The organism is Micromonospora sp. NPDC005553 (assembly GCF_042871765.1).
Taxonomy (GTDB): domain Bacteria; phylum Actinomycetota; class Actinomycetes; order Mycobacteriales; family Micromonosporaceae; genus Micromonospora.
In genome coordinates, this window is record NZ_JBIAJD010000001.1 from 119,435 (window position 1) to 144,730 (window position 25,296).

Here is a 25,296-nt window from a genome sequence, read left to right on the forward strand (position 1 = left end):
CTCGACTCCCCTTACCCACGACGGGTTTTCCACGCCCGGTGCCGCTCGGCGGGTTGGCGGGTGTCGACGGTGACCGGCGCCGACATTCGGGAGGCAGCCGACGAGATGACCGGGGTGCTGCTGCCCCACCGGGACCGCGACTGGTCGGTGCCGGCCGGCTCGCTGAGCTGGAGCTGCTGGACGACAGCGGCGCACGTTGCGCACGATCTCCTCGCGTACGCGGGCCAGGTCACCGGCCGCCCGGATGACGGCTATCTGCCGTACGACCTGCGGGTCTCCCCCGACGCGAGCCCGACGCAGGTGCTCACAGTGGTGCGGGCCTGCGCCGGTCTGCTCGCCGCCGCCGTCGACGCCGCCTCGCCGGACGTGCGGGCCTGGCACTGGGGTCCGTGCGATCCGGCCGGTTTCGCCGCCATGGGCGTGGCCGAGACTCTGCTGCACACCTACGACATCACCCTCGGTCTCGGTGTGCCGTGGCAGCCGTCGCAGCGGCTGAGCGCGCTGGTGCTGCGCCGACTCTTCCCGGACGCCCCGCCCGGGGCGGCGCCCGAGGTGCTGCTCTGGATGACCGGCCGCGGCGAGCTGCCCGGCCGGGCCCGGCGCACCTCCTGGAGCTGGCGGGCCGCTGTCGACTGACTCGCACCGACGTTGCGGGGTGGGTGGTCGCCCGGAAGGCGACCACCCGGTTGAAGCGTCAGGGTCAGGTCCAGCTGATGCCACGGTTACGAACGCTGCGCATGCCCTTCTCCTCTCCCCTCGGTGACGGCCCCCGTGCCCGCCAGGTGACCTCAGGGTCGGCCACTGCCTGCTTCGGCGGTAGGGATGTCGGCGTTCGGAGTCGTTCGGGCTTGTTCGACCGGGCACTCGGACGTCACAGCTCTGGAGTCGCGTCGCCGTGACCACAGCGGCACGACAGCGAGAACCACCACCAGACCCGACAATCCGCTGAACCCGATCACCGTGGTGGCCGGCCACCGGTCGGCGCCCAGACCCGCGAGGACCATCGCCGTCCCCTGCAACCCACTGAGGCCGGTGATGGCCACCCCGAACGCGCGTCCCCGGTACTGCGTCGGCACCGCCCGGCCGAACAACGCGTTCAAGGGGATGGCGAAGGCGCTCGCGGCTCCGGCCAACACCAACAGCAGGAGCATCAACCACAGCGGAGGGACCAACCAGGCCACCGTCAGCACGCCGGCCGACATCGCGGCCAGCGGCAGGATGAGCCGTGGCCGGGCCGCCGGTGGACAGAACCGGGTGAGCGCGACCCCACCGAGGGACATCCCCAACGGCGCCGCCGCCAGCAACAGCCCGACGGTGCCGGCGCCGCCGCCGTACTGTCGGGCCAGCGGCGCCATCAACCCCTCGGCAGCGTAGGTGAAGGCGCTGGCCGTCCACAGGACCAGAACGTAGGACCGCAGCCGCGAATCCGCGAAGATCACCCGCAGACCGACCGCCCGGCCCTGCCCGGGTGGGCCCGACCGCGTTCGAGGTGCCGGGCGGGAACGCACGCCGATCCCGATCAGCAGAGCCGAAACCAGGAACGTGCCGGCGTCGACCAGCAGGGCACCGCGCAGCGACAGCAACGCCACCAGACTCCCGCCGACGGCGAAACCGACCACCTGCACCACCTGGGCGCAGATGTTGTCCACGCCGTTGGCCACCGCGTAGCGGTCGTCGTCGAGCACTTCCGGCATCAATGCCGCCCGCGCCGCCACGAACGGTGGCCGCATCAGGTTGACCACGAACAGGAGCACCACCAGGGCCGGCGCGGGGAGGGCCGGCAGCGCCGCCAGCGGGATGAGCGCCGCGCGGGCGAGGTCGCAGGCGATCATCACGCTTCGCCGGGGGAACCGGTCGGCGAGACCGGACAGCAGCGGTCCGCCGGTGAGCCAGGCCAGGTAGGAGCTGGCGTAGGCGGCCGCCGCCAGTGCGGCCGAGCCGGTCTCGCTGAACACGAGATAGGCCACGGTCACGGCCGTGAGCTGGTCACCGGCCAGGGACAGCAGGTACGCACCGAACAGGTGGCGGTACTCGCGCACCGCGAAAACCTCGGCGTACGTCGCGGCGCGCTCGGTCACGTCGCCCCGTCCCTCCCGCGCCGGCGGTCGTCTGGGCGCTCGGCGCAGACCGTATCCGCGTTCGCGCAGTCGCGGCCGGGAACGAGTGTTCGGACCTGTTCGGGTCCGTTCGCGACAGGGGCGGACGGTCGACGCGGGAGGTGTCGACAGTGCTAGCCGGCGTGCAGCGAGTGCCGGTGGCCGTCGAGCGGGAAGGGCGGCCGGGCCGGCAACACCTCCTGGAACACGAAGCCGCACTTCTGCGCCACCCGGCAGGACGCCACGTTGTCCACCTGGTGCAGCAGGTCGAGACGCGCCACGTCGGGGAACCGGTCGAACGCCCAGCGGCTCAGCGCGGTGACCGCACGCGGGGCGACGCCACGGCCGCGTGCCCACGACGCCGTCCAGTAGCCGACCTCCGGGGCCGGGCGCTCCGCCGTGACCCCCTTGAGCACCACGTTGCCCACCAGCCGGGCGCCGTCGGCCTGCTCTTCGAGGACGGCGAAGGTGTATCGCCGCCCGTCGGCCCAGTCGCGCAGCGCGCCTTCCAGCCACCGTCGGGCCTCGGCGGCGTTGGTCACCGGAGCTCTGGTCCAGCGACGCAGCACCGGATCCCGGTACGCCCGCACCAGCTCATCCAGGTCGTCGGCGCACCACTGACGCAGGGCGACACCCGGCGTCGAGGGCGTGTCGGGTGACCGCGATCCGATCAGCATCGGCACAGTCTGCCGTGGCGGTGGCCCGGCGGTCAGCCCCGACGGCGCCACCGCCGCCACCAGCTACGGCGGGGTCGGCGCGCGGGCGCCAGCACGTCCGCCGCTTCGGTGACGGTTGTGGTGACCTTGGGGCGGGCCCGTTCGGCGCGCCAGCGGCGGATCACGTCCTCGGTGTTCACCGGGCGCACCGCGACCCGGGGGCCGTCGTCGGGGAAGCGCAGCCACGCCACGATCTGCGCGTTCAGCTGTCCCACGAAGTCGCGGACGGACTGTTCGGTGGGCAGGTCACGGACTTCGTCGGGGACCTGCTCGATGCGTCGGCGCAGTTGCAGCGACGTGGGCAGGAGCAGGTCACTGGGGAGCGCCTCGCGCTCCAGGAAGCTTTTGATCCACCACGCCTCGTCATACGGCGCCCCCCGACCGGGGATCGGCTTGCCCATGCCGGGCAGGCGGTCGAACTCACCGCGCTGAACGGCATCCTGGATCTTCGCCTCCACTGACGCTTTCCACGCCTCGGTCACCGTGCGGCACCTCCCTGGCCACCGTAACGCGCCGCCTGCGGCCGGCGACACGCCCTTGCCAGGGGTCAGCACGCCCGCGACGGTGAGCATTCCCGCCGATGGTGCTGCCGTCGCGCCGAACGCGAGTGGATCACCGCGGATCGCAGGCCACGGCCTGCCAGGTGGCCCTGGGTGGGGACGTTCGTCCCGATTACGGTCGGGGAGGGATCCATCGGACGGGGGAAGCGTCATGGTGAGTACGGGTGCACTGCTGGGCATCGCGCTGGTGGCGTTGGGGCTGGTGCTCACGCCCGGCCCGAACATGGTCTATCTGGTCTCCCGCTCCGTGGCGCAGGGCCGCCGTGCCGGGCTCATCTCGCTGCTCGGGGTCGCCGCCGGCTTCGGCGTCTACCTGGCGGCGGCGGTCGCCGGCCTGGCCACCGTCTTCGTCCTGGTGCCGTCGCTGTACGCGGTGGTGAAGCTGGCCGGCGCCGGCTACCTGCTCTGGCTGGCCTGGCGGACGTTGCGCCCGGGTGGGCAGTCACCGTTCCGGCCCGCGCCGCTGCCACCGGACCCGCCCCGGCGGCTGTTCACCATGGGCCTGGTCACCAACCTGCTGAACCCGAAGATCGCGATCCTCTATGTGTCGCTGCTACCGCAGTTCATCGACCCGACGCGGGGGCACGTGGCCACACAGAGCCTGCTGCTCGGTCTGACCCAGATCATCGTGGCGCTGAGCGTGAACGCGCTGATCGTGCTCAGCGCCGGTGCCCTCGCGGGGTTCTTCGCCCGCCGGCCGGTGTGGTTGCGGGTGCAGCGGTGGGTCACCGGCACCGCGCTTGCGGCGCTGGCCGTGCGCATCGCCGCCGACCGCTCGCGCGCTGCCGTCGCCACGCCCTGACCTAGGCGGTCAGCGCCCCTGGTGGCGGCCGAGCATCCCCGCGGCAAGCGGCGCCGCGTCCAGGTCACCGGCGGCGAGCCGGGCGGCGAGGGTGCGGCGTACCAGCCGGTCGGCCAGCGCGGGCGCGTGCCGGCCGACGGCCATCTCCAGCCGACCGCGTGCGGTGGTCGCCACGTCACGGGGCGCCCGCCGGGCGGTGGCGGTCCGCAGGATCGCCGCGACCACTCCTTCGACGGGCTCGGGGCGCGACACCCCTCGCAGGGACAGCCCGGCCTCGGCGGTGCTGTCGTGGATCGGTGAGGCGACCATGCTCGGGTAGACGACGCTGACCCCGACGTGGGTGCCCACCTCGTGGCGCAGCGCGTCGGCGTAGGCGACCAGGGCCCGTTTGCTCACCCCGTACGCGGCGGCGAGCGGCAGCGGCAGCACCGCCATCCGGCTGGCCACGAAGATCACCCGTCCGCGTGCGGTGAGCAGTGGGGGCAGCGCGGCGGCGGTGGTACGCCAGGCGGCGAGCAGGTTGACCTCCAACTGCTGGCGGACCACCTCGTCGGGCGGCAACTCGGCCGGCGCGGGACCACCGACACCGGCGTTGTTGATCAGCAGGTCGAGCCCGCCGAGCCGGTCGGCGGCGGCCCGCACCCCAGCCGGTACGGCGTCCGGGTCGGTCAGGTCGCAGGCCAGCACCGGCACGTCCCCGTCGGAACGGGCGTGCAGGTCGAGCCCGACCACCCGGGAGCCGGCAGCGCTCAGCGCGGCGCCGAGGTGTCGGCCGAAGGTCCCGCTCGCCCCGGTGACCAGCACCCGCCGACCGGTCAACGATCTCGTCACCGCCCGGCTCCGCTCGAGGTGGGGCGGGCGCGACGGGTCCCGACAGCCAACTCCCGGGCCAGCTCGGCCAGGTAGACGTCGAAGTCCACCCGCATCGCCGGGCGGCGCTGACCCCAGCGGGCGGTCGCGGCCCGCAGTTCGGCCCGGCACGCGGCGCGCTGTCGGGCCGGGTCCGGCAGCGCGTACCGGCCGGCGAGGTGCGCCGCGATCAGCCTGGCCTGCGCTTCTACCAGGGGGAACGCGGAGCCGGTGGACTGCATCAACCCGACGAAGCTCAGCCCGGGGGCGTCGGGGTGGAACACGTGCCGGTACAGCGGCAGGGTGTCGGCGCCTCCGGCGAGCAACGGCGGGTCGAGGAACGGGACGTCCACCCGGTAGCCGGTGCACCAGATGATCAGGTCGACGCTGTCGCTGCGACCGTCGGTGAACTCCACCCGGTCGCCGTCGAGGGCGGCGACGCCGGGTCGGGCCTCGACGTCACCGTGGGTCAGCCGCGACAGCAACCCGTCGGAGAGCGTCGGGTGGTCCTGCAGGAAGCCGTGCGTCGGCGCGGGCAGCCCGTAGCGGCTGGGGTTGCCGACGGTGGCGCTCAGCATCGTCTGGGTGATGCGTTGGCGCAGACGCCACGGCAGTCGGCGGGCCAACGCCCCGTTGAGGGTGTCCGAGGGTCGTCCCAGCAGGTACTTCGGTACCACCCAGACGCCCCGGCGCAACGACAGCAGGGTGCGGGTGGCGGCGTACGACGCGTCGACGGCGATGTCCATAGCGGAGTTGCCGCCGCCGACGACCAGGACCCGCCGGCCGGCCAACTGCTCCGGACCCCGGTAGTCGTGGCTGTGGATCTGCTCGGCGGTGCAGGTGCCGGGGTAGCCGGGGTCGGGGAGGCGGGGCACCCGGTTGTGCCCGTTGGCGACGACCACGGCGTCGACGGTGACCTCGACCGGGCCGGTCGGGCCGCTGGCGGCCACCGTCCAGGTGCCGTCGGGGTGCTGGGTGACCCGCTGCACTGTGTGCCCCAGCCGGATGCTGTCGGCGAGGCCGAAGCGCGCGGCGTAGTCGGCGAGGTAACCGGCGACACGACTGTGGTCGGGGTAGTCGGGCCAGTCGGCCGGCATCGGGTGGTCGGCGAACTGGGTTCGACCACGGCTGGTGTTGAGGTGCAGCGTGCGGTACGCGGGCGAGTCAGGCGCCCCGTACACCCAGAGGCCACCGACCTGCTCGGCGGCCTCGAAGCCCACCGTCGCCACGTCGACGTCGCGCAGTGCCTTGACCGCGGCGAGCCCGGCGGCGCCGGCCCCGATCACCGCCACCCGAGGTGGTACGCCCATTGCCGCCCCCATTTAATCCAACGTCCGATGGATAATCGTCGTACGGCGGCGGCCCGTCAAGGGGTCGGTGATCCGTAGAGCCCGTCGAGCAGGCGGTGCACGAACGCCCGGAACTCGCGCCGTTCCCGAGCGCCGGGCGCGCCCGCGGCCAGCGCCACCACGTGCCCGTGCGTCGCCCACACCAGACTGCGCACGGTGATGTGCGGGGTCGGCTCGGCGAGGGCGCCGGTCGCCGCGGCGGCGGTGAGCAGCTCCGCGACCAGCCGGTACAACGGGTCGGCGTAGCGCTGGTCGAGCTCGGCGTGCCGCTGCGGTTCCAACCAGCGGCGCAGCCACAGCGCGGTGGTTTCGGGGCGGTCCTCCAGGAAGTCGACGAAGACGTCGACCAGCTCGTGCAGGGCTCTTCGCGCCGCGTCCGGACCGGCGTCGAGAGCGGCGCGGGCCTGCTCGGCGGCCTCGTTGAGGACGTCCCGCTCGGCGGCGAACACCCGGGCGAAGCACGCGTCGTAGAGCGCTGCCTTCGTACCCGTGTGGTGCGCGACAGTGGCGACGTCGACGCCGGCGGCGGCGGCGACCTCCCGCAGCCCGACGGCGTCGAAGCCCCGCTCGGCGAAGAGCGCGGTCGCCGCGGTGAGCACCACCTCGCGGGTCGGCCGGGTCTCGTCGCGGCGGGGCCGACCCGGGCGGCGGCGGGGCATGGTCATGGCGCCATTCTGCCCCTAGAATCCAGCAACCGTTGGATTGCGGAGAGGATGCGGCGATGACCGGGCTGGACCGGCGGCCTGTGGCCGCCACCGAAACGACACTGCCACGCGGCCCGCTGGCGGGCTTCGCGGCCGGCTCGCTCGGCATGGGCGTCTGGGTGACAGTGCCCGGCCTGCTGCTGCTCTACTTCCTCACCGACGTGCTGGCCGTCGCGCCGTGGCTGGCCGGCCTGGCGCTGCTGCTGCCGAAGGTCGCCGACGTGCTGCTGCACCCGTGGGTGGGGCACCGCGCCGACATCGAGCAGACCCGACGCGGCGACCGTCGTCGCCTGCTGCTGATCGGCTGCGCCCTGCCGGTCGCGTTCGCCGCGCTCTTCGCGGTGCCCGGCGGCCTGACCGGCACGCCGGCCGCCGCGTGGGTGGCGGTGTTCTTCATCGCCGGCAACCTGCTCTTCGCCGCCTACCAGGTCCCCTACCTGGCCACCCCGGCCGACCTGCGCATCGGTTATGACGAACGCACCCGGCTGATGGCGTTCCGGATGGTGGTGCTGACCCTGGGCATCCTGGTCTCCGGGCTGCTTGCCCCGCTGCTCACCGGCGGCGACGCCGCGACGCGGGGCGGCTACCAGCGGATGGGCGTGGTCCTGGCCGTGGGGATGCTGGTGGCCATGCTGGTCGGTGTCGCCGGCATCGCCCGGCTGCGCGGGTCCGCGCCGGCCAGCACCGCGCCCGGGCACGGCGGGTGGCGGGCGTTGCGCACGGCCCTGCGCGACAGGCAGTTCCGGTGGCTGGTCGCCGCGTACCTGGCGATGTCCACCACCACCCACCTGGTGCTCGCCGGGGTGCCCTACTACGCCGAGTACGAGCTGCGCGCGCCCGGCCTGACCACGGTGCTGGTGGCCGCGTTCGTGGCGCCGGCGCTGCTGGTCACTCCGGCCTGGCTGGTGGTGGCCCGACGCGTCGGCAAGCAGCGGGCGCTGCTCGGCGCACAGGGCGCGTTCGCGATCGGCTCCCTGGTGCTGGCGGTGGGCCGACCGGCCGGCCTGCCGGTGCTCATCGGCGCGGTGGCGGTGCTCGGGGTGGCGTTCGCCGGCATGCAACTGCTGCCGTTCTCGATGCTGCCCGACGTGATCCGCAACGCCGGCGGCATCGGGGCCGGCACCTACACCGGGGTGTGGACGGCCACCGAGGCCACCGGCGCGGCCCTGGGCCCGTACGCGTACGCGCTGTGCCTGACCGTGGGTGGTTTCGTGGCCTCGACGGCCGGTGAGTCGCCGGTGCAGCCGGACGCCGCGCTCGCGGCGGTCCGCTACGGCTTCGGGTTGCTGCCGGCGGTGGCGATGCTGGCGGCGGTGCTGCTGCAACGCCGCTACACCCTGGACGCGACGGCCCGGGCGGCGAGCTGATCGGCCGGCACTAGACTTCGCCCTCGATGGACGCCCAGCCCAGCACCACCGAGACCCGCCCGTGCGCCCACTGTGGAGCACCGGTGCCGCAGCGTGTCGGCGCGGGTCGACCGTTTCGCTACTGCCGCGACAACGACGGCGCCTGCCAGCGCGCCTCGCGCAACAGCCGGATGCGCCACCGCAACGCCCCCGGTCTGCCCGGGCAGGTGGCCCGCACCTGGGAGGCGGTGGACCGGCTCGACCAGATCGTCGAGACGTTGACCGAGTCGCTGCACGCCGAGTTGTCCCCGGTGGGTGTGCAGCGACAGCTCGCGCAGGTCCGCGCGGAAGCCGCCAGCGAGATCACGGCGGCGCAGACCGAACGCGACGAGGCCCGCGACGACGCCGAGAACGCGGCGGCCGACGCGGCGCGCGCCCGCGAGCAGGCCCGCGAGGCCCGCGCCGAGGCCGACGACGCCCGCCAGCGCGCCGAGCTGGCCCAGCGGCAGGGCACGGCCGCCGACGAGCGGGCGCGGCACGCCGAGGCCGCCCGCGACCAGGCGCGCCACGACGCCAGCGCCGCCGAGGCGCTGCGCGCCCAGGCCGAACGCGACCGCGACCAGGCCCGCGCCGAGGCGCGGGACCTGCGCACGGAGCGCGACGCCGAACGGCAGCGGGTGGTCGACCTGAGCGTGGAACGCGACGCGCTGCGCGCCGAGGCCGAACGGGCCAGCCGGGCCGCCGCCGAGGCGACCGAGCGGGCCGGGCGGTGGCAGGCCGAGGTGCAGGACGTCCGGCGCCAGATCGAGCAGTCGCGCGCCGACGCAGCGCGGACCCGCGCCGAGGCTGCCGACGCCGCCCGGGCGCGTGAGCAGGCCGACCGGGCCCGCGACCGCGCCGAGGTCGCCGCCCGGCAGGCCGACGACGCCCGGCAGGAGGCCGCCGAGGTCGCGGCCCGCCTGCGCGCGGAGGTGGCGGCCCTGGCCGCCCAGCGCGACACGCTCACCGCCGAGCTGACCGTGGCCCGGCAGGCCGCGGCGACCGCCGAGGGTCACCGCACCGCCCTGACGGTACGACTCGACGCCGCCGAGACCGACCGGGATCTCGCGCAGCGGCGGGTGGCGCAGCTCGGTGACCAGGTCAGCGACCTGGCGTTGGCGCTGGCCCGCCTCGGCGCCACCACTACCAAGGACGCCACCTGACGATCGTGGCGCAACCTTCGGTAGGCTCAAGCGGTTAACCACCCCGGTGGCAGCGGACACGCACCGTCGTCCCGACCCGCCTGGGGATCACCTCACCGGGTGAGCGTCCCGGCCGGCTACCCTTGGTCCCGGCCCACCCGTGGACGCCTCACGCCCTCGGGCGGGAATGGCTCGACGGGGACGCACCGTTACACCCAGAAGACCAGCACCACGAACGAGGGGAAGTCGATCATGGGCGAGCGTATGCTGCGCGGAAGCCGCCTTGGCGCGGTGAGCTATGAATCCGACCGCAACACGGAGCTCGCGCCGCGTCAGACCCGCGAGTACCTCTGCGCCAAGGGCCACCAGTTCGAGGTGCCGTTCGCCGTCGACGCCGAGGTCCCGATGACCTGGGAATGCAAGTTCGACGGCAGCGTCGCCCGACTCGTCGACGGCAACGAGCCGGAGCAGAAGAAGGCCAAGCCGCCGCGTACCCACTGGGACATGCTTCTGGAGCGGCGTTCCATCGCCGAGCTGGAGGACATCCTGGAGGAACGCCTGCAGGAGGTTCGGACCCGCCGCGGCCGCGCCTGAGCCGCACGACGTACGCGACGACGGCGCCCCCGGGATTCTCCCCGGGGGCGCCGTCGTGTCTGTGTGTGGCGTGGTGTCAGTGCCGGCCGGGTTCGACGATCTCGCCCTCGATGGCGCGACCGCCGTCGACCACCACGGGCTGTTCCGGCTGCGGCGTCGGTTGCGGCGCACCCTGGCGCACCCGCACCGTGCGGGGCCCGAACAGGTCACCGGCGACCATCGACGACACCCGCCGCTCGGTGGCGCGGCGCACCCCGACGCGGGCCAGTCGACGCACCGGCGGCACCAGCAGCAGCAACCCGACCAGCCCACTGACCAGGCCGGGCACCGCCAGCAACAGTGCCCCGGCCAGCCCGACAAGCCCGTCGGTCACCTGCCCACCCGGAGGTTGCCCGGCCGACGCCGCGGCCCGGAACCCACGCCAGGCGCGCATCCCCTCGCGGCGCAGCAGGACCAACCCCAGCAGGGACGCGGCGAACACCAGCAACACCGCCGCGCCGAACCCCAGCGCCCGTCCCACGCCGACGAACACCGCCAGCTCCAGCACCACCGCCAGCAACAGGGCCAACGGCACGAACCTCAGTCCTCGGCGCATCTCACCTCATCGCCATTCCTGCGGACACCACGGACAGGTTCCGCTCATCCAGCATGACACGGCCGCGCCCACGGCCACCGTGCCCGACCCGCTCACGGCCACCGTGCCTGGCCGGTGGCGGTACCGTGCAGGCCCCGGCGTACCGCCTGGCGCCGGTCGCGCACCCCCCAGGCGGTGATCCGCCACAGCGCCTCGGCCACGATCTTCGGGCTCATCTTGCTGTCGCCGCGCTCCCGCTCGGCGAAGGTGATCGGCACCTCGACGATCCGTACCCCGGCCCGGTGCGCCAGCCGCGACAGCTCCACCTGGAACGAGTAGCCCTGCGAGGTCACCGACTCCAGGTCGATGGCGTCCAACGCGCTGATCCGGTACACCCGGTAACCGCCGGTGGCGTCCGAGACGGGCATGCCCAGCGCCAGGCGCGCGTACAGGTTGCCGCCGCGTGACAGCAGCAGCCGTCGCAGCGGCCAGTTGAGCACCCGCGCGCCACTGGTCCACCGGGAGCCGATCACCACGTCGGCGTCGCGGGCGGCGTCCAGCAGCGCCGGCAGGTCCTCCGGGGCGTGCGAGCCGTCGGCGTCCATCTCCACGACCGCCTGGTAGCCACGCTCACGCGCCCACCCGAACCCGGCCAGGTACGCCGCGCCGAGGCCCTCCTTGCCCTGGCGGTGCAGCACCTGCACGTGCGCGTCGCCGTCAGCGAGGGCGTCGGCGATCGCGCCGGTGCCGTCGGGGCTGTTGTCGTCGGCGATGAGGATCCGCACCGCCGGGGCGGCCCGCCGGACCCGGCCCACGATCACGGCGATGTTGTCGGCCTCGTTGTAGGTGGGGATCACCACCAGTACCCGGCCCACCCCGGGCACCTCGTCCGCGCGTCGGATCGTATCGGTCGCCTGGATCACGGTTCCTCCGCTCCCGCCGGCGTACCGGCTGTTGCTATCCGGGCCTGACCCGCTGCCGCCGGCGCAGCACCGCCGCGCCGACCAGGGCCGCCGCGGCCAGCGCGGCGAGCGCCACCTCGGGCCACCAGCCGAGGCGGGTGGCGAGGGTGCGTCCGTCGTCGAGCCGCAACTGCCGCACCACGACCTCCCGGGTGTTGAACCCGGTGGCATCGCTTACCCGCCCGTCGGGTGCGACGAACCCGGACACCCCGACCGTTGAGGCCATCAACGCCGGCCGTCCGTGCTCCACCGCCCGCAGCCGCACCATGGCCATCTGCTGGCGGGCCTCCGCCACGTCGAAGGTGGCGTTGTTGGTCTGCACCACCAGCAGTTGCGCGCCGCCGGTGACGGTGTCGCGGACCACCTCGTCGTAGGCGACCTCGAAGCAGATCACGTCACCGAGCACGGTGGGGCCGGCGCGTACCACGCCCGGGGTGCTTCCGGGCACGAAGTCGTTGCGGATCAGGTCGACCTTCTTGCTGACCATCCGGGCCACGTCGCGCAGCGGCACGTACTCGGCGAACGGCACCGGGTGGCGTTTCGTGTACAGCTGCTCGAGGTCCGCGCCGGTGCCGGGGTGCCACAGGATGCCCGCGTTGCGGACCTGCCCGGCGTCGGGGCCCAGCAGCACCGCGCCGACCAGGATCGGCGCGCCGATGGTGTCGGCGGCCTGGGAGATGCGCGCCCCGGCGGTGGGGTTGCGCAGCGGGTCGATGTCGCTGGAGTTCTCCGGCCACACCACCAGGTCGGGTCGCCGCTGTTGCCCGGAGGCGACCCGCTCGGCCAGTTCGATGGTGGCGTCGACGTGGTTGTTGAGCACCGCCTGCCGTTGGGCGTTGAAGTCCAGGCCCAGCCGGGGCACGTTGCCCTGCACGATCGCCACTGTCACGTCCGCGCCGGATCCGGCGGAGGCGACCGGCACCAGCAGCGCCCCGGCGGTCAGCGCGACGGCCACGACGGCCGGTACGGCCACCGGCGCCCAGCGACGCCCTGCGGCACCCCCGGCGCGTGCGGGGCCGTCCAGCGGGCTGTCAGCGCCCGGCACGGCGTCGCTCGCCGTGGTGGTGGGCTCGGGTGCGTGGTGCTGGGCGGTGACCCAGCCCCGCCAGACGGCGGTGACCAGCAACCCGCCGACGAGCGCCACCGCGAAGGTCACCAGCGGGGCGCCGCCCAACGCGGCCAGCCGCAGCAGCGGCGAGTCGTCCTGGCTGAACGCCAACCGCCCCCATGGGAACCCGCCGAACGGGGTGCGGTCGCGCAGCGCCTCCTGCCCGACCCAGAGCAGCCCGGTCAGCGCCGGCCACGCCCAGCGGACGCGGTCGACCAGCGGCGACACCCAGGCGGTGGCGGTGCCCAGCAACGCCAGGTAGCCGGCCTGCAGCAGCGTCAGCAGCACCCACGGCAGGTAGCCGGTGTGCAGGTTCGTCCAGGCCAGCAGCGGGGCGAAGAACGCCAACCCGGTCAGGAAGCCCAGACCGGTGCCGGCGCGCAACCGCCGCCGATGCGTGGCGGCGGCCAGCAACGCCACCCCGACCGGCGCGAGCGGCCACACCCCGTACGGGGGGAACGCCACCAGCAGGGCCAGCCCGGCGGCCACGGCCAGGGGCACGGCGACCCGCAGCGGCAGGGGGCGGCCCACGACGGCAGGCGCGCTGATCACCGTGGGGGCGGGTGTCTCATCCCGGTCCAGCATCGTCACCGCAGCTTCACCTCGATCACCCGGCGAAGGCTACCCGGCTGACGGCCCCGCTGGCCGGGCCCCCTGTTCGCCGATCTTGCACTTTCGGTGCCGACACACGGGCCATTCCCGCTCACATCAACGACAGAAACCGCAAGATCGCCGGGAGCGTGGGCGGGAGCGCGGGGGCGGGGACATGAAATCGGGGCGCGGCTTTCGCCGCGCCCCGATGCTCCCAGGCCCTTCCCGGCCGGTGTGGCGAGGATGGGGCACGACGACCTTCGGACCGACCGGACGTGGACTGGCTGCCCCCGCCGGGCCGTTGTCTACTGGCCGTGCACCTCACCCTGCCCGTACACCGGTAACCGCGGCCGGTTCGCGCCGCCCCGCCGACCCCCGCCCGCTGGACCTGGCCGCCGCGACGATGACGCTCGAACATGTCGCTCGGCCAGCGGACGAAGGGACGAAGCGAACAACAGCCGCTTCCCGTGGTAGGACTCAAAGACGGTACGTGCCGACCCCCGTCGGTTGTCAACCCGCAGACGGCCTGTCGTGTGTTGCGACACGGCGTGTCGGGTCGGCGAGTCTCAATGCGTACGCAGGTGTTCACGCAGCAGCGCCTGCGCGGCCGCCCGGTGCTCCTCGGCGAGCAGCCCTCCGGCGGCCAGCACGTAGTCGGCGTCGACCACCGCCGCGGCGGCGCGCGGCAGCGCCCACCCGCCGGCGTGGTCGGCCAGGACCGCCGTCAGCACCTGCCCGGACACGTCCGCCGGCGAGTGCCGCAGCACTCCACCGGAGCCCACCAGCATCCGCACGTCGCGCAGGTCCCGCCCGGCGCGCTCACCGGTGGCGGCGCCTCGGGCGTGCCGGCGCAGCGCCACCGTCGCGGCGAGGGTGGCGATGCGTCGGTCCACGGCCCGCTCGACGTCGTCGACGGCCAGGAACGCCGGGTCGGCCGCCCGGCGCGCCGCGGCGGCACCCAGGTCGTCGGCTTCGGCGTCGGTGAGCAGCCGTTCCTCGGCGGCGGCCCGCACCACCCCGGGGGCGCTCCATCGCATTCCCAGATCGCCCTCCACGGTGCGGGCCCGCCACAGACTGCCGGCGACCTCCCGGCCCGGCCCGGTGGCCCGCTCGTCGGGCGTGAGCACCGAGTACACGTCGGTGGTGGCGCCACCCACGTCGACCACCGCCAGATCACCGCCGAGGGTGTCGGCGAGCACCTCCACACCGGTGAGCACCGCGTCGGGGGTGGCCGCCCGCACCAACCGCGCGAACCGGGCACCCCGCGACAGTCGTTTACCACCGATGACGTGGCGCAGGAACACCGCGCGGATCGCCGCCCGCGCCGACGCCGGGGCGAGCACCCCGATGCGCGGCAGGACGTTGTCGGCGTCGGTGACCGGCACCCCGGCGTCGCGCAGTAGCCCGGTCAGCTGCTCGCGCACGTCGGCGTTGCCCGCGTACACCACGGGCCGCCGCCACCGGGCCCGGGCCAGGCGGGTGGCGTTGTGGGTGATCGTGTCGGCGTCGCCGCCGTCGGTGCCGCCCACGAGCAGCACCACGTCCGGGCGGGCCGCCCGCAACGCCGTCAGATCGGCGGCGCCGAGCCGCCCGGCCGCGACGTGCACCACGTGCGCGCCGGCGGACAACCCGACCCGCCGGCCGGCCTGCGCGGTGACCAGCGGCTCGTAGCCGATCACGGCCAGCCGCAACCCGCCACCGGCCGACGAGCACACGTACCAGGGAACGTCGCGCACGCCGAGCCCGGCGGTGGCCGCCGCGACCGCGGCGTCCAGGCCGTGCAGCACGTCGGTGCCCACCGTGGTGGGCGCCGACGCCGCGCCGGCCAGGACACCGCCGGCCAGGTCCACCACCGCCACCTTCGTGTACGTGGACCCCACGTCGGCGCAGACCGCCAGGGTCACGACGCGGCGGGAACGACCACGGTGCCGGTCGCGGTGACCGCCACGATCGGCGGATCGAGGACCTCCGCGGCGGACGCGGAACGGTCCGGGCGACCCCGGCACACCACCGCGCAGCTCAGCTCCAGGGTGCGGCTGCGGCTGCCTACCCGCGACACCCGCGCGGTGACCTCGACCACGTCCCCGGCGTGCACCGGCGCGTGGAAACGCACATCGGCGTACCCGGCGAACAGGCCCTCGTCGCCGTCGGTGCGGATGCACACCTCCGTGGCGACGTCGCCGAACAACCCGAGGGCGTACGCCCCGTCGACGAGGTTGCCGGCGTAGTGGGCGTGCGAGTACGGCACATACCGCCGGTGCGTCACCGTCAACCCGAGCCGTGCGTCGGTCATGCCATCGCCTTCCGTTGCGTGATCAGGGCGTGCACGAGGTAGCTGGCCACCTCGCCGGGCGTGGTGCCCCGACCGAAGATCCGGTCCACGCCCAACTCGTCGGTCATCGTCTCGTCGAAGCGGGGACCACCGACGATCAGCAGCGGACGCCGCCCCGCCGGCATCGCCTCCCGGAACGCCGCCGACATCTCCCGGGTGTTGTGCAGGTGCGCGTCGCGTTGGGTGACCACCTGCGACACGAGCACCGCGTCGGCCTTCTCCGCCCGGGCGGTCTCCACCAGCTCCGGCACGCTGACCTGCGCGCCCATGTTGGTGACCTTCAACTCCCGGTAGTACTCCAGGCCCTTCTCGCCCGCGATGCCCTTGACGTTGAGGATCGCGTCGATGCCCACCGTGTGCGCGTCGGTGCCGATGCACGCCCCGACCACCGACAGCTTGCGCCGCAACCGCTGCTTGATCACCGTGTTGACGTCCTTCGCCGACAGCAGGGCGAAGTCCCGTTCCACCACCTGCACGGCGTTGAGGTCGACCAGGTGGTTCACCCGCCCGTACACGACGAAGAACGTGAACCCGTCACCCATCGGCTTGGCGTGCACCACCATCGCCGGGTCCATGCCCATCTTGTTGGCCAACTGCACCGCCGCGCCTTCGGCGCGCTTGTCGTGGGTCACCGGCAGGGTGAACGACACCTGCACCATGCCGTCACCGGTGGTGTCCCCGTACGGCCGCACGATCTTCTTCGCGGCGTCGGCGGCGCTCATGCCGCGTCCCCTTCCAGGATGTCGGTGGCCGGGTTGCAGTAGTCGGCCTCGTGCGCGGCGACCCCGTCGAGGCCCTTGCCGCGGTCCGCGGGCCGCTTCATGATCCCGAAGGTGCCCTCGGCGATCGCCGTGAGCAGCGTCTGCTCTCCGATGCGATCCAGCAGGTCCAGTGCCTCACCGAGGACCTGGTTGGCGCGGCGGCGGATGAACCCGCCCGGCGCCGGCACGAAGTCCTCGTGCAACCCACCGGCCGCGCCGAGGACGTACCGCACGTTCTGCAGGGCGATGTCGCGGTCGGACAACCACGGCGTCACCACCGCCTCGGTCATCATCCCCACCAGCAGGATGCCCTGACCGGTCAGCGCACCGGCCAGGTTGAAGAACCCGTCGAGCAGGTTGCCCCGGAACACGTCACCGGTCATGTGCTTGGTTGGCGGCATCCACTTCAGCGGCGCGTCGGGGAACAACTCCCGGGCCAGCAACGCGTGCGCCAACTCCAACCGGAACGACTCCGGCACCTCCGGGTTGATCTCGAACGCGTGCCCCAACCCCAACTGCCAGTCCGCCAACCCCGCCTCGTGCGCGAAGAACTCGTTGAGCAGCTGCGACACCGTCACCGTGTGCGCCTCGTCGACCGCGTCGGCGGTGGTCAGGTAGTTGTCCTCACCGGTGTTGATGATGATCCCGGCGCGGGCGTGCACCTGCCGGGAGAACCGCTGGTCGACGAACGTCCGCACCGGGTTGATGTCGCGGAACAGGATCCCGTACATCGAGTCGTTCAACATCATGTCGAGGCGTTCCAACCCGGCCAGGGCCGCCATCTCCGGCATGCACAGCCCGGACGCGTAGTTGGTCAACCGCACGTAGCGGCCCACCTCCTTCGACGACTCGTCCAACGCCGCACGCATCAGCCGGAAGTTCTCCTGCGTGGCGTACGTGCCGGCGAAGCCCTCCCGGGTCGCGCCCTCGGGCACGTAGTCCAGCAGCGACTGCCCGGTGGAACGGATCACCGCGATCACGTCCGCGCCGGCGCGCGCCGCCGCCTGTGCCTGCGGAATGTCCTCGTAGATGTCGCCGGTGGCGACGATCAGGTAGATCCACGGCCGCTGCGCCGGGTCGCCGTGGCGCTTCACGAGGCGGTCCCGCTCGGCGCGCCGCCGGTCGATGCGCCGGATGCCCGCGCCGACGGCCTTACGCGCCGCCGACCGGGCCGACGTGGCCGCCCGCCCGGTCGGCTGGGTGAACCGCACCGACCCGGCGGCGGCCTTCTGCGCCAGCAACGTCACGTCGGTGCTGCCCTCCCGCACCAGGGCGTCGAACACCGGCACCGCCACCCCGTGGCCCAACCCCACATCCGCGGCGACCGCCTCGACGAGCCGGTTCACCCACGGAATGCCGTCCGGGTCGGCGCCGGTCACCCCGGCCAACCGCAGGACCGCCCGCTCCACCGACACTGTGGTGTGGCTGCGGGCCAGGTCCACCACCGGCTGCCCGGCCCGACGCGCCAACTCCCGCGCCCGCGCCACCAGCACCGGATCAAGATCAAGCTTCCCGGTCATGATGACCCTTCCTCGTAGATGACCTCACCGCGCAGCACCAGACGCCGACACACCGGCAACGGCGTCGGGTCGTGCGGACCCCGCGCCTCCGGGTCCTCGGCCTGCAACACCGGCAGACCCCGCTCCACCCCCGCCGGCGTCGACCACACCGCGAACGTCGCCGGCGCACCCAACGCCAGGACCCCCTCGACGTCCAGGTGCACCGCCCGCCACCCGCCCCGGGTGTGCGCCGCGAACGCCGAGCGCACACCCATGCGCTGCGCCGGGTTGTGGTGCGCGACCGCCGCCCGCACCGACCCCCACGGGTCCAGCGGCGTCACCGGCGAATCCGACCCGAACGCCAACGCCACCCCCACCGAGTGCATCGCACCCATCGGGTTCGACTCCAACGACCGGTCCAACCCCAACCGCGTCTCGTACATCCGGCCCGCGCCACCCCACAACCGGTCGAACGCCGGCTGCATGCTCGCCACCACCCCGTACTCCACGAACCGCGCGATCAACGCCTTGCTCATGATCTCCGCGTGTTCGATGCGGTGCCGGGCCGCGCGCAACCGCTCCACCCCCACCGTCCGCGCCGCCGCCGCGAACCCGTCCAGGACGGTGCCGATCGCCGCGTCACCGATGGCGTGGAAACCGCCCTGCATGCCGTGCGCCGCGCAGTCCAGCAGGTGATCACGCACCTGCTCGACCGACAGGTACCCGTGCCCGCAACCCTCACCGTCGCCGTACGGCTGCGACACGTGCGCCGTACGCGACCCCAACGCCCCGTCGGCGAACAAATCGCCACCGGCGCCGACAGCGCCCAACTCCCGGGCCCGCGCCGCACCACCCAACTCGCCCCAGTACCCGTACACCTCCGGCAGGCCCGCGCCGGAGATGCCCAGCAGACCGGTGAAGTCCTCCTCGTCGGAGATCTCCGGGCCACCACACTCGTGCACCGCCGCGATCCCCAACGACGCCGCATGAGCCAGGGCCACCCGCTGCGCCCCGACCCGCTGCGCCCGACTCACCGACGCCTGCGCGGCCGCCCGCACCACGTGGTGCGCGTCGCGCCGCAACCAGCCCGACGCGTCGTACCCGGGCGCCTGCGCCGCCTGCGGGCACGCCGCCAGCAACGCCGACGACACCAACGCCGAGTGGATCGACGCCTGCGACAGGTACACCCGCCGACCACCGGCGGCCCGGTCCAGCGCCGCAGCGTCCGGCAACGTCGGATCCGACCAACCCGACTCGTCCCAGCCGTGCCCGAGCACCACCGCGTCCGCCGGCAGACCCGCCGCGAACCCCGCCACCGCGTCGAGCAACTGCCCCGCCGAGCGCACCCCGGACAATGCCAACCCGGACAACGCCAACCCGGTGTCGGTGGCGTGCACGTGCGCGTCGACGAACGCCGGCGTCACCAACGCCCCGCCCAGGTCCACCACCCGGTCGGCCGGCGGCGCGTCACCGTCGGTCCCCAACCAGGCAATCCGCCCACCGGACACCAGCAGCGCGGTGGCGCTCGGGTCGGCGGGGCAGTGCAGCACGCCGCCGCGGTACAACGTCGAGGGGTTCGTCATGACCTCAGTCTGCCGCGATCCGCGCCGCGAACAGCTGACGCACCCCAGGCTCGGCCCGCAACAGCCCCAACGCCAACTCCGCGTGCCCCGGCACGTACCCGTTGCCCACCAGCATCGTCACGTCCGCCGCCAACCCCTCCGCGCCCAACGCGGCCGCGGAGAAGCTCGTCGCCATGGAGAAGAAAATCACCGTGCCGCCGTCAGCGGTGGCCAGCACCGCCCCGTGCTCACACCCCGGCACGTCCACGCAGACCACCGTCACGTCCGCCGGCACCCCCAACGCGGTGGTCACCGCCGTGGACAGCCCCACCGGGTCGCGCGCGTCGGCCAACGCCACCACCGACGCCAGGCCGGAGGCCGTCAGCGCGTCGCGCTCCGCCGCCACCGGCACCACCCCGACGGTACGCGCGGCGCCCGCCCGTCGCGCCGCAGCGAGCGACAACGACCCGCTCTTACCCGCCCCACCGATCACCGCGACCCGCACCGGTGTCGGATCACCGCCACGCCGACGCTCCTCGACGTAGCGCGACACCACCCGGGCGGTCAGCGCGGGCGCACCGCACACATCCAGCACGGCGAGGGACAACTGGGGGTCCTCGTCGTCGGGCAGCACCGCGGCGATGGAGCGCGCGAACAGGATCGCCCACCCGTCACAGGGCACCTGCTCGCTGCGCCCGTCCCAACGGGCCAACCCATCGGTGATCACCAGGGGCGTCAACGTCAACGACACCAGGGTCGCGACCCGCTCCCCCGCCCTGAGGCCCAGTGGGGACCGGCGACCGGCCTCCTCGACGGTGCCGATCAGCATCCCGCCCGACCCGGTCACCGGGTTCTGCATCTTCCCCCGGGTAGCGATGATCTCCAGCACCTCGGCGCGGACCGCGTCACCGTCGCCGCCGTGCTTCTCCGACAACTGCCGGAAGCTCGCCGCGTCCAGGTTGAGCCGCTGCACCCGGATCCGCACCTCGTTCGGCGCGATCGCCGCCGACGTGTCCAGGCGCCAGGCCGCCTGCGGCAGCACCCCCGCCGGTTGCACGACGCGGTGCAGTCCCACCGGTGACGTCACGCCGACCTCCCCTGTCCAGCCGCCCGAAGCCCCGGTCAAGGCTCGCGTAACGGGAAAACTTACGGCAGACTAGTTTCTGTACCGAATATTTTCCAGTAGCCTTCGGGCTTCGATGATCAGCCGCAACACCGAGGAGGGGCCGTGACCCAGACCCAACCGGTTGAGACCGTCCCTCAACCCCGTCACGCCCCGGTCGCCGTACCGACCGCCGGGCAGCCCTACGAATACCACCGCCGCCCCCTGGTCGAACCCGACTGGACCCGGTTCCCCGGCTGGCGCCACGTCACCCGCGACCAGTGGGAATCCGCCCAGTGGCAACGCGTCAACTGCGTCAAGAACATCAAGCAGCTCCGCGCCGTCTTCGGCGACCTGATCGACGAGACCTTCTACGCCGACCTCGAAGCCGACCAGTCGGCAATGGCCACCATGTCCATGCTGGTGCCACCACAAATGATCAACACGATGGTGCCGTTCGCGACCCTCACCACCGAGGCCCTGCTCGCCGACCCCATCCGCCGCTACATGATCCCGGTCGCCTCCGACCGGCGCACCGACTGGCCCTCACACCCCTACGCCAGCCGCGACAGCCTCCACGAGCACGACATGTGGGTCGCCGAAGGACTCACCCACCGCTACCCCACCAAGGTCCTCGCCGAGCTGCTCTCCACCTGCCCCCAGTACTGCGGGCACTGCACCCGCATGGACCTCGTCGGCAACTCAACCCCCGCCGTCGACAAACTCAAACTCACCCTCAAGCCCGTCGACCGCTACGACGCCCACATCGCCTACCTCAAGGCCCACCCCGGCGTCCGCGACGTCGTCGTCTCCGGCGGCGACGTGGCCAACGTCCCCTGGCGCAACCTCGAGTCGTACCTCATGCGCCTGCTGGAACTGGAGACGGTCCGCGACATCCGGCTCGCCACCAAGGCCCTCATGGGCCTACCCCAACACTGGCTCCAGCCCGACGTCGTCCAGGGCCTCGAACGCGTCGCCCGCACCGCCGCCCGCCGCGGCGTCAACCTCGCCATCCACACCCACGTCAACCACGCCCAGTCGCTCACCCCGCTGGTCGCCAAGGCCGCCCAGACCGCCCTCGACGTCGGCGTCCGCGACGTCCGCAACCAGGGCGTGCTCATGCGCGGCGTCAACGCCACCACCCCGGAACTGCTCGACCTCTGCTTCGCGCTCCAGGGCGAAGCCGGGATCCTGCCGTACTACTTCTACATGTGCGACATGATCCCCAACGCCGAACACTGGCGGGTCCCGGTCTGGCACGCCCAGCAACTCCAACACGACATCATGGGCTACCTCCCCGGCTACGCCACCCCCCGCATCGTCTGCGACGTCCCCTTCGTCGGTAAGCGCTGGGTGCACATGCTCACCGACTACGACCGTGAGCGCGGCATCTCCTACTGGACGAAGAACTACCGCACCTCCATCGAGTCCGCCGACCTGGAGGCGCTCAACAAGCGCTACGCCTACTACGACCCGATCGACACCCTGCCCGCCGACGGCCAGCAGTGGTGGAACGACCACCGCGACGACTGACCCACCGACGGCGGCGCCCCCAGGGTGGTCTTCCCCGGGAGGCGCCGCCGTCCTCCGTCACCGGCAGTCCAGGCCCTGGACATAGGAGGGCCGTAACGTCCCGGCCGCGATCTCGTCGGCGTACTCCCAGAACACCTCCGGCCAGTCGCCGGCCTTGTCCATGTCCCGCAGCACCCGCCACCCGTGGCTGCTCCGCAGCGCGTCGGCGGCCCGCCGCACCCCAGCCTCGTCCCCGCTCGACCTCGCCCGCCGCCACTCGGCGATCCACCCGCAACCCACCCGCGACGTCACAGCGGCACCGAAGTGGTAGGGATCGTAGATGCCGACATCAACCAGGGCCGCGACGTCGAAGCCCGGCGGGAGCGGCACGTCCGCGAGCACCTCGCCCGCCCGCGCCAACGCCCGCTCCGGAATGACGATCTCCGGCGGAAGCGCACCCAACCACGTACGCGCATCCGCCCGGACCACATTCGCGAGGACCCGGGCGAACTCCTTCCGGGACCAGTCACCCCCGGTCTGCAACTCGACGAAGACCCCGTCACGGGGGCGGAGCAACACCTCGAAGTCGCTGGCGGAATACTCGAACTGGTCACCCGGCCAGCCATCGACCTGCACAGCCTTCGGACGATTGACGTGGAGCCGGTCGGCGTAACGGTCGGCGTAACCGTCAGCCGGATACCAGTCGAACTCCAACTCGCGTCCACCGTTGCGAAACGTGATGGTGCCCGTCTCCTGGGTGAACCCGTACACGGTGGTCGCCTTCCAGCCGGGCCGGTTGATCAGCAGCCGCGGATTCTTCTCCGCGGCCCGCATCGCCACCGGCGAGTAGACGACCGGAGCACCGGTGCTCGGAGCGGAAGCCACCTGCCCGACCTCCCCGGGCTCGCCCGGCAGAACAGAGACGGCCAGGACACCGGCAAGGACCACGACGACCGCCGCCACACCAGCGAAGCGACGCACACTCGGTCGCCCTCGCGGAGGTACCACGAACCGATCGAGCGTCGACTCGGACATGATCTCCCCCAGGAGGGTCTGCTTCACCCCGTCGAGCTGTCCGACGAGGTCCAGCCGAGCGGGGTCAGCTTCCCGAACCAGCCGGTCAAAATGTTCCTCGGTCACTTCTGCTCCTTCCGGGTCGCTGCGGTCAGCACGTCGAGTACATGTCCAGGCGGCCCCAGGTCGTCACCGACCAGCTCGCGCAACCTGGCTCGCGCACGCGACAGCCGTGTCCGCACCACGGCGGGACCCACCCCCAGGACCGCCGCCACCTCGCGCGGCTGCAAGCCCTCCCACACGGTGAGCATCAACACCTCCCGGTCCAGCTCACCCAGACCCGCCAACGCCGCCCGGACAGCGAGCCGCTCAGGCACCTCACTGCCCGGATCGGCGGCCACCACGACGGCGATCTGCTCACGTAGCCGTTCACCCAGCCGCTGCCGGCGAACGCCGCCCCGGTGATGATTGGCCAACACCCGCCGGGCCACGCCGTACAGCCACAGCCGAGCTTCACCGTCGGCCGGAATGTCATGCCTGCGCCGCCAGGCGACCAGGAAGGTCTCCGCGACGACGTCGGCCCCGTCCTCGGGATGCGCCACGCGCCGCAGCGCGTACGCCAACAACGGCTCGAAGTGCTCAAGGTAGACGCGCCGGAAGCGGTCCTCGTAGTACTCAATGCCGGAGCTCACACCCACTCCATGTCCGGTGCGGCCCCAACCGTGACAGCCCCTCGAAACCCACCTCGCAACGCTCGGCCCCAGCAGCGGCCGGCACAGCCGACAACCACCCACGGCGCTCCCTCAGCGGAATCCTCAACCCGGGAACACCACACACCGCCGACGACTAGCGTCCACCACCATGAGACACCCGCGGCCCGCTCCCAACACGGGCCCCGGCGACCGGGTCACACTCGACGAGGTCTTCTTCGACGTCGTCTTCGTCCTCACCGTCACCCAACTGGCCCACGCCCTCGAAACCCACCTCAACTGGGCCGGTTTCGGCAGCAGCGCCCTGATCCTCGGCCTGCTCTGGTACCTCTACACCGGCTACGCCTGGCTCAACAACCGCCTACCACCGCGACAGAACACCACCAGGCTGCTGCTCTTCGCCGGCATGGCAGGCTTCCTCATCAGCGCCGTCGCCCTACCCGACGCCCTCACCGGCGGCGGCGCGCTCTTCGCCATCGGCTACCTCATCGTCGTCGCCGTCCACCTCAGCCTCTTTCTGCACACCAACGCCCGCAGCGGCGCACTGCGACTCGCCCCCTACAACATCGGCGCCGCGCTCCTCGTCCTCGCTGCCGCCGCGTTCACCGGCCCCGCCGTACCCGCACTCTGGGCCGCCGCCGTCGTCACCCAGTCCGTCCTGCCCTACCTGCTCCCCCGCCGCCTGTCCTGGACCGGCGTACCCGAGGCCTTCCACCTGCGCCCCGGGCACTTCGTCGAACGACACGGACTGCTCGTCATCATCGCCCTCGGCGAATCCGTCGTCACCATCGGCATGGGCGTACCCGCCGACCAGCTCACCGCCGCAACGGCCACCGCGATCGTGCTCGCCCTCGCCGTACCCGTCGCTCTGTGGTGGACCTACGTCGCCGACACCCGACCCGCCACCGCGGCCCTGGCCGCCGCCAGCCCCGCCGCCCGCAGCCAGATGGCCGCCCGCACCTACGTGTTCCTGCACTTCCTGCTGCTGCTCGGCGTCATCGCGACAGTCGCCGGTCTCCACTCTGCCGTCGCCCGACCCGACGAACCGGGCACGGTCGGCGCCGCTCTCGCCCTCGGCGGTGGCGTCGCGCTCTACCTCGTCGGCATCGCCGCCGTACGCCGCGCCCTACGCCTGCCCATCCCCCCGGCCCGACTCGCCGCCGCGGCGGCGGCACTGGCCACCGTCGCCATCGGCGTCACCCTGCCAGCGACCGTCCAGCTCGTCACCACCATCGCCATCCTGGTGCTGATGCTGGTGACAAACGCCCGGCGGGCCACCCACCGCGCTGACGACGAGAGGGCATCCCTCGAAGCGGAACGAGCGTAAGGCCCCGGTTGCCCGGGCCGGCTCAACCCTCGACCGGCACCTCGG

Annotated in this window: 24 protein-coding genes; 7 read left to right on the plus strand and 17 right to left on the minus strand. The window is 72.9% G+C overall.

Going from position 1 to position 25,296, the window contains the following annotated elements:
- Positions 1-69: 69 nt before the first annotated feature.
- Complete coding sequence (locus tag ACFYPG_RS00675) at positions 70-636, plus strand: maleylpyruvate isomerase N-terminal domain-containing protein (RefSeq protein WP_387350852.1); 567 nt, start codon at positions 70-72, stop codon at positions 634-636.
- Positions 637-788: 152 nt separating this feature from the next.
- Here the strand turns inward: ACFYPG_RS00675 and ACFYPG_RS00680 are convergent, their stop codons facing one another.
- From ACFYPG_RS00680 to ACFYPG_RS00690, 3 genes are all read right to left on the minus strand, one after another.
- Entirely contained in the window at positions 789-2,078 is a 1,290-nt protein-coding gene (locus ACFYPG_RS00680) for an MFS transporter (RefSeq protein WP_387349299.1), read from the minus strand.
- A gap of 152 nt (positions 2,079-2,230) precedes the next feature.
- On the minus strand, positions 2,231-2,773 hold the full coding sequence (locus tag ACFYPG_RS00685; RefSeq protein ID WP_355007474.1) for a GNAT family N-acetyltransferase: 543 nt from the start codon (positions 2,771-2,773) through the stop codon (positions 2,231-2,233).
- Positions 2,774-2,805: 32 nt separating this feature from the next.
- Positions 2,806-3,294: a DUF1992 domain-containing protein gene (locus ACFYPG_RS00690; RefSeq protein WP_355007473.1), complete on the minus strand. Its 489-nt coding sequence runs from the start codon at positions 3,292-3,294 to the stop codon at positions 2,806-2,808.
- A 229-nt stretch (positions 3,295-3,523) separates the two neighbouring features.
- Between ACFYPG_RS00690 and ACFYPG_RS00695 the strand changes: the two genes are divergently transcribed.
- Entirely contained in the window at positions 3,524-4,174 is a 651-nt protein-coding gene (locus tag ACFYPG_RS00695; protein ID WP_387349302.1) for a LysE family translocator, read from the plus strand.
- A 9-nt stretch (positions 4,175-4,183) separates the two neighbouring features.
- Here the strand turns inward: ACFYPG_RS00695 and ACFYPG_RS00700 are convergent, their stop codons facing one another.
- The 3 genes from ACFYPG_RS00700 to ACFYPG_RS00710 are packed head-to-tail and all read right to left on the minus strand — an operon-like array spanning position 4,184 to position 7,037.
- Positions 4,184-5,005 (minus strand): SDR family NAD(P)-dependent oxidoreductase, encoded by an 822-nt coding sequence (locus ACFYPG_RS00700; RefSeq protein WP_387349304.1) that lies wholly within the window; start codon positions 5,003-5,005, stop codon positions 4,184-4,186.
- Positions 5,002-6,333 carry a flavin-containing monooxygenase gene (locus ACFYPG_RS00705; RefSeq protein ID WP_387349306.1) on the minus strand — a complete coding sequence of 444 codons (1,332 nt, stop codon included), beginning with the start codon at positions 6,331-6,333 and terminating at the stop codon, positions 5,002-5,004. Before ACFYPG_RS00705 ends, ACFYPG_RS00700 begins: the two co-directional genes overlap by 4 nt.
- A gap of 56 nt (positions 6,334-6,389) precedes the next feature.
- Positions 6,390-7,037, minus strand: coding sequence for a TetR/AcrR family transcriptional regulator (locus ACFYPG_RS00710; RefSeq protein ID WP_387349308.1), 648 nt, complete (start codon positions 7,035-7,037; stop codon positions 6,390-6,392).
- Between the two features lie 56 nt (positions 7,038-7,093).
- On the opposite strand from ACFYPG_RS00710, the gene ACFYPG_RS00715 reads away from it, so the two are divergent.
- From ACFYPG_RS00715 to ACFYPG_RS00725, 3 genes are all read left to right on the plus strand, one after another.
- A complete protein-coding gene (locus ACFYPG_RS00715) occupies positions 7,094-8,443 on the plus strand; it encodes an MFS transporter (RefSeq protein ID WP_387349310.1) in 1,350 nt (449 codons plus the stop codon).
- A 26-nt stretch (positions 8,444-8,469) separates the two neighbouring features.
- Positions 8,470-9,624 carry a hypothetical protein gene (locus ACFYPG_RS00720; protein ID WP_387349311.1) on the plus strand — a complete coding sequence of 385 codons (1,155 nt, stop codon included), beginning with the start codon at positions 8,470-8,472 and terminating at the stop codon, positions 9,622-9,624.
- A 231-nt stretch (positions 9,625-9,855) separates the two neighbouring features.
- On the plus strand, positions 9,856-10,197 hold the full coding sequence (locus tag ACFYPG_RS00725) for an RNA polymerase-binding protein RbpA (protein WP_030489777.1): 342 nt from the start codon (positions 9,856-9,858) through the stop codon (positions 10,195-10,197).
- 76 nt (positions 10,198-10,273) lie between these two features.
- Here the strand turns inward: ACFYPG_RS00725 and ACFYPG_RS00730 are convergent, their stop codons facing one another.
- The 9 genes from ACFYPG_RS00730 to ACFYPG_RS00770 form a co-directional block, all read right to left on the minus strand.
- A complete protein-coding gene (locus tag ACFYPG_RS00730; protein WP_355007467.1) occupies positions 10,274-10,792 on the minus strand; it encodes an FxsA family protein in 519 nt (172 codons plus the stop codon).
- A gap of 92 nt (positions 10,793-10,884) precedes the next feature.
- The gene (locus ACFYPG_RS00735) at positions 10,885-11,694 is read right to left on the minus strand and encodes a polyprenol monophosphomannose synthase (RefSeq protein WP_357234695.1); all 810 of its coding nucleotides are present in this window, start codon (positions 11,692-11,694) and stop codon (positions 10,885-10,887) included.
- A 34-nt stretch (positions 11,695-11,728) separates the two neighbouring features.
- Positions 11,729-13,426: an apolipoprotein N-acyltransferase gene (gene lnt, locus ACFYPG_RS00740; RefSeq protein WP_387350854.1), complete on the minus strand. Its 1,698-nt coding sequence runs from the start codon at positions 13,424-13,426 to the stop codon at positions 11,729-11,731.
- 572 nt (positions 13,427-13,998) lie between these two features.
- Positions 13,999-15,336, minus strand: a complete 1,338-nt coding sequence (locus tag ACFYPG_RS00745; protein ID WP_355007466.1) for a glutamate mutase L — start codon at positions 15,334-15,336, stop codon at positions 13,999-14,001.
- On the minus strand, positions 15,333-15,725 hold the full coding sequence (locus tag ACFYPG_RS00750) for a hotdog domain-containing protein (RefSeq protein WP_357223158.1): 393 nt from the start codon (positions 15,723-15,725) through the stop codon (positions 15,333-15,335). Before ACFYPG_RS00750 ends, ACFYPG_RS00745 begins: the two co-directional genes overlap by 4 nt.
- The gene (locus ACFYPG_RS00755; protein ID WP_355007464.1) at positions 15,722-16,486 is read right to left on the minus strand and encodes an OAM dimerization domain-containing protein; all 765 of its coding nucleotides are present in this window, start codon (positions 16,484-16,486) and stop codon (positions 15,722-15,724) included. Before ACFYPG_RS00755 ends, ACFYPG_RS00750 begins: the two co-directional genes overlap by 4 nt.
- Positions 16,483-18,045, minus strand: coding sequence for a lysine 5,6-aminomutase subunit alpha (locus ACFYPG_RS00760; RefSeq protein ID WP_355007463.1), 1,563 nt, complete (start codon positions 18,043-18,045; stop codon positions 16,483-16,485). The genes ACFYPG_RS00755 and ACFYPG_RS00760 overlap by 4 nt, the downstream gene beginning before the upstream one ends.
- Positions 18,042-19,607, minus strand: a complete 1,566-nt coding sequence (locus ACFYPG_RS00765; RefSeq protein ID WP_355007462.1) for an amidohydrolase — start codon at positions 19,605-19,607, stop codon at positions 18,042-18,044. Before ACFYPG_RS00765 ends, ACFYPG_RS00760 begins: the two co-directional genes overlap by 4 nt.
- A 4-nt stretch (positions 19,608-19,611) precedes the next feature.
- Positions 19,612-20,661: a zinc-binding alcohol dehydrogenase gene (locus ACFYPG_RS00770; protein WP_355007580.1), complete on the minus strand. Its 1,050-nt coding sequence runs from the start codon at positions 20,659-20,661 to the stop codon at positions 19,612-19,614.
- Between the two features lie 153 nt (positions 20,662-20,814).
- Here ACFYPG_RS00770 and ACFYPG_RS00775 point away from each other — a divergent pair, with 153 nt between their 5' ends.
- Positions 20,815-22,221, plus strand: coding sequence for a KamA family radical SAM protein (locus ACFYPG_RS00775; protein WP_387349314.1), 1,407 nt, complete (start codon positions 20,815-20,817; stop codon positions 22,219-22,221).
- A gap of 57 nt (positions 22,222-22,278) precedes the next feature.
- On the opposite strand, the gene ACFYPG_RS00780 is transcribed toward ACFYPG_RS00775, so the two are convergent.
- Positions 22,279-23,340, minus strand: a complete 1,062-nt coding sequence (locus ACFYPG_RS00780; protein WP_387349316.1) for a hypothetical protein — start codon at positions 23,338-23,340, stop codon at positions 22,279-22,281.
- Positions 23,337-23,906: an RNA polymerase sigma factor gene (locus tag ACFYPG_RS00785; RefSeq protein WP_387349317.1), complete on the minus strand. Its 570-nt coding sequence runs from the start codon at positions 23,904-23,906 to the stop codon at positions 23,337-23,339. Before ACFYPG_RS00785 ends, ACFYPG_RS00780 begins: the two co-directional genes overlap by 4 nt.
- A 169-nt stretch (positions 23,907-24,075) precedes the next feature.
- On the opposite strand from ACFYPG_RS00785, the gene ACFYPG_RS00790 reads away from it, so the two are divergent.
- Positions 24,076-25,251, plus strand: a complete 1,176-nt coding sequence (locus ACFYPG_RS00790; RefSeq protein ID WP_387349319.1) for a low temperature requirement protein A — start codon at positions 24,076-24,078, stop codon at positions 25,249-25,251.
- Positions 25,252-25,296: the final 45 nt, after the last annotated feature.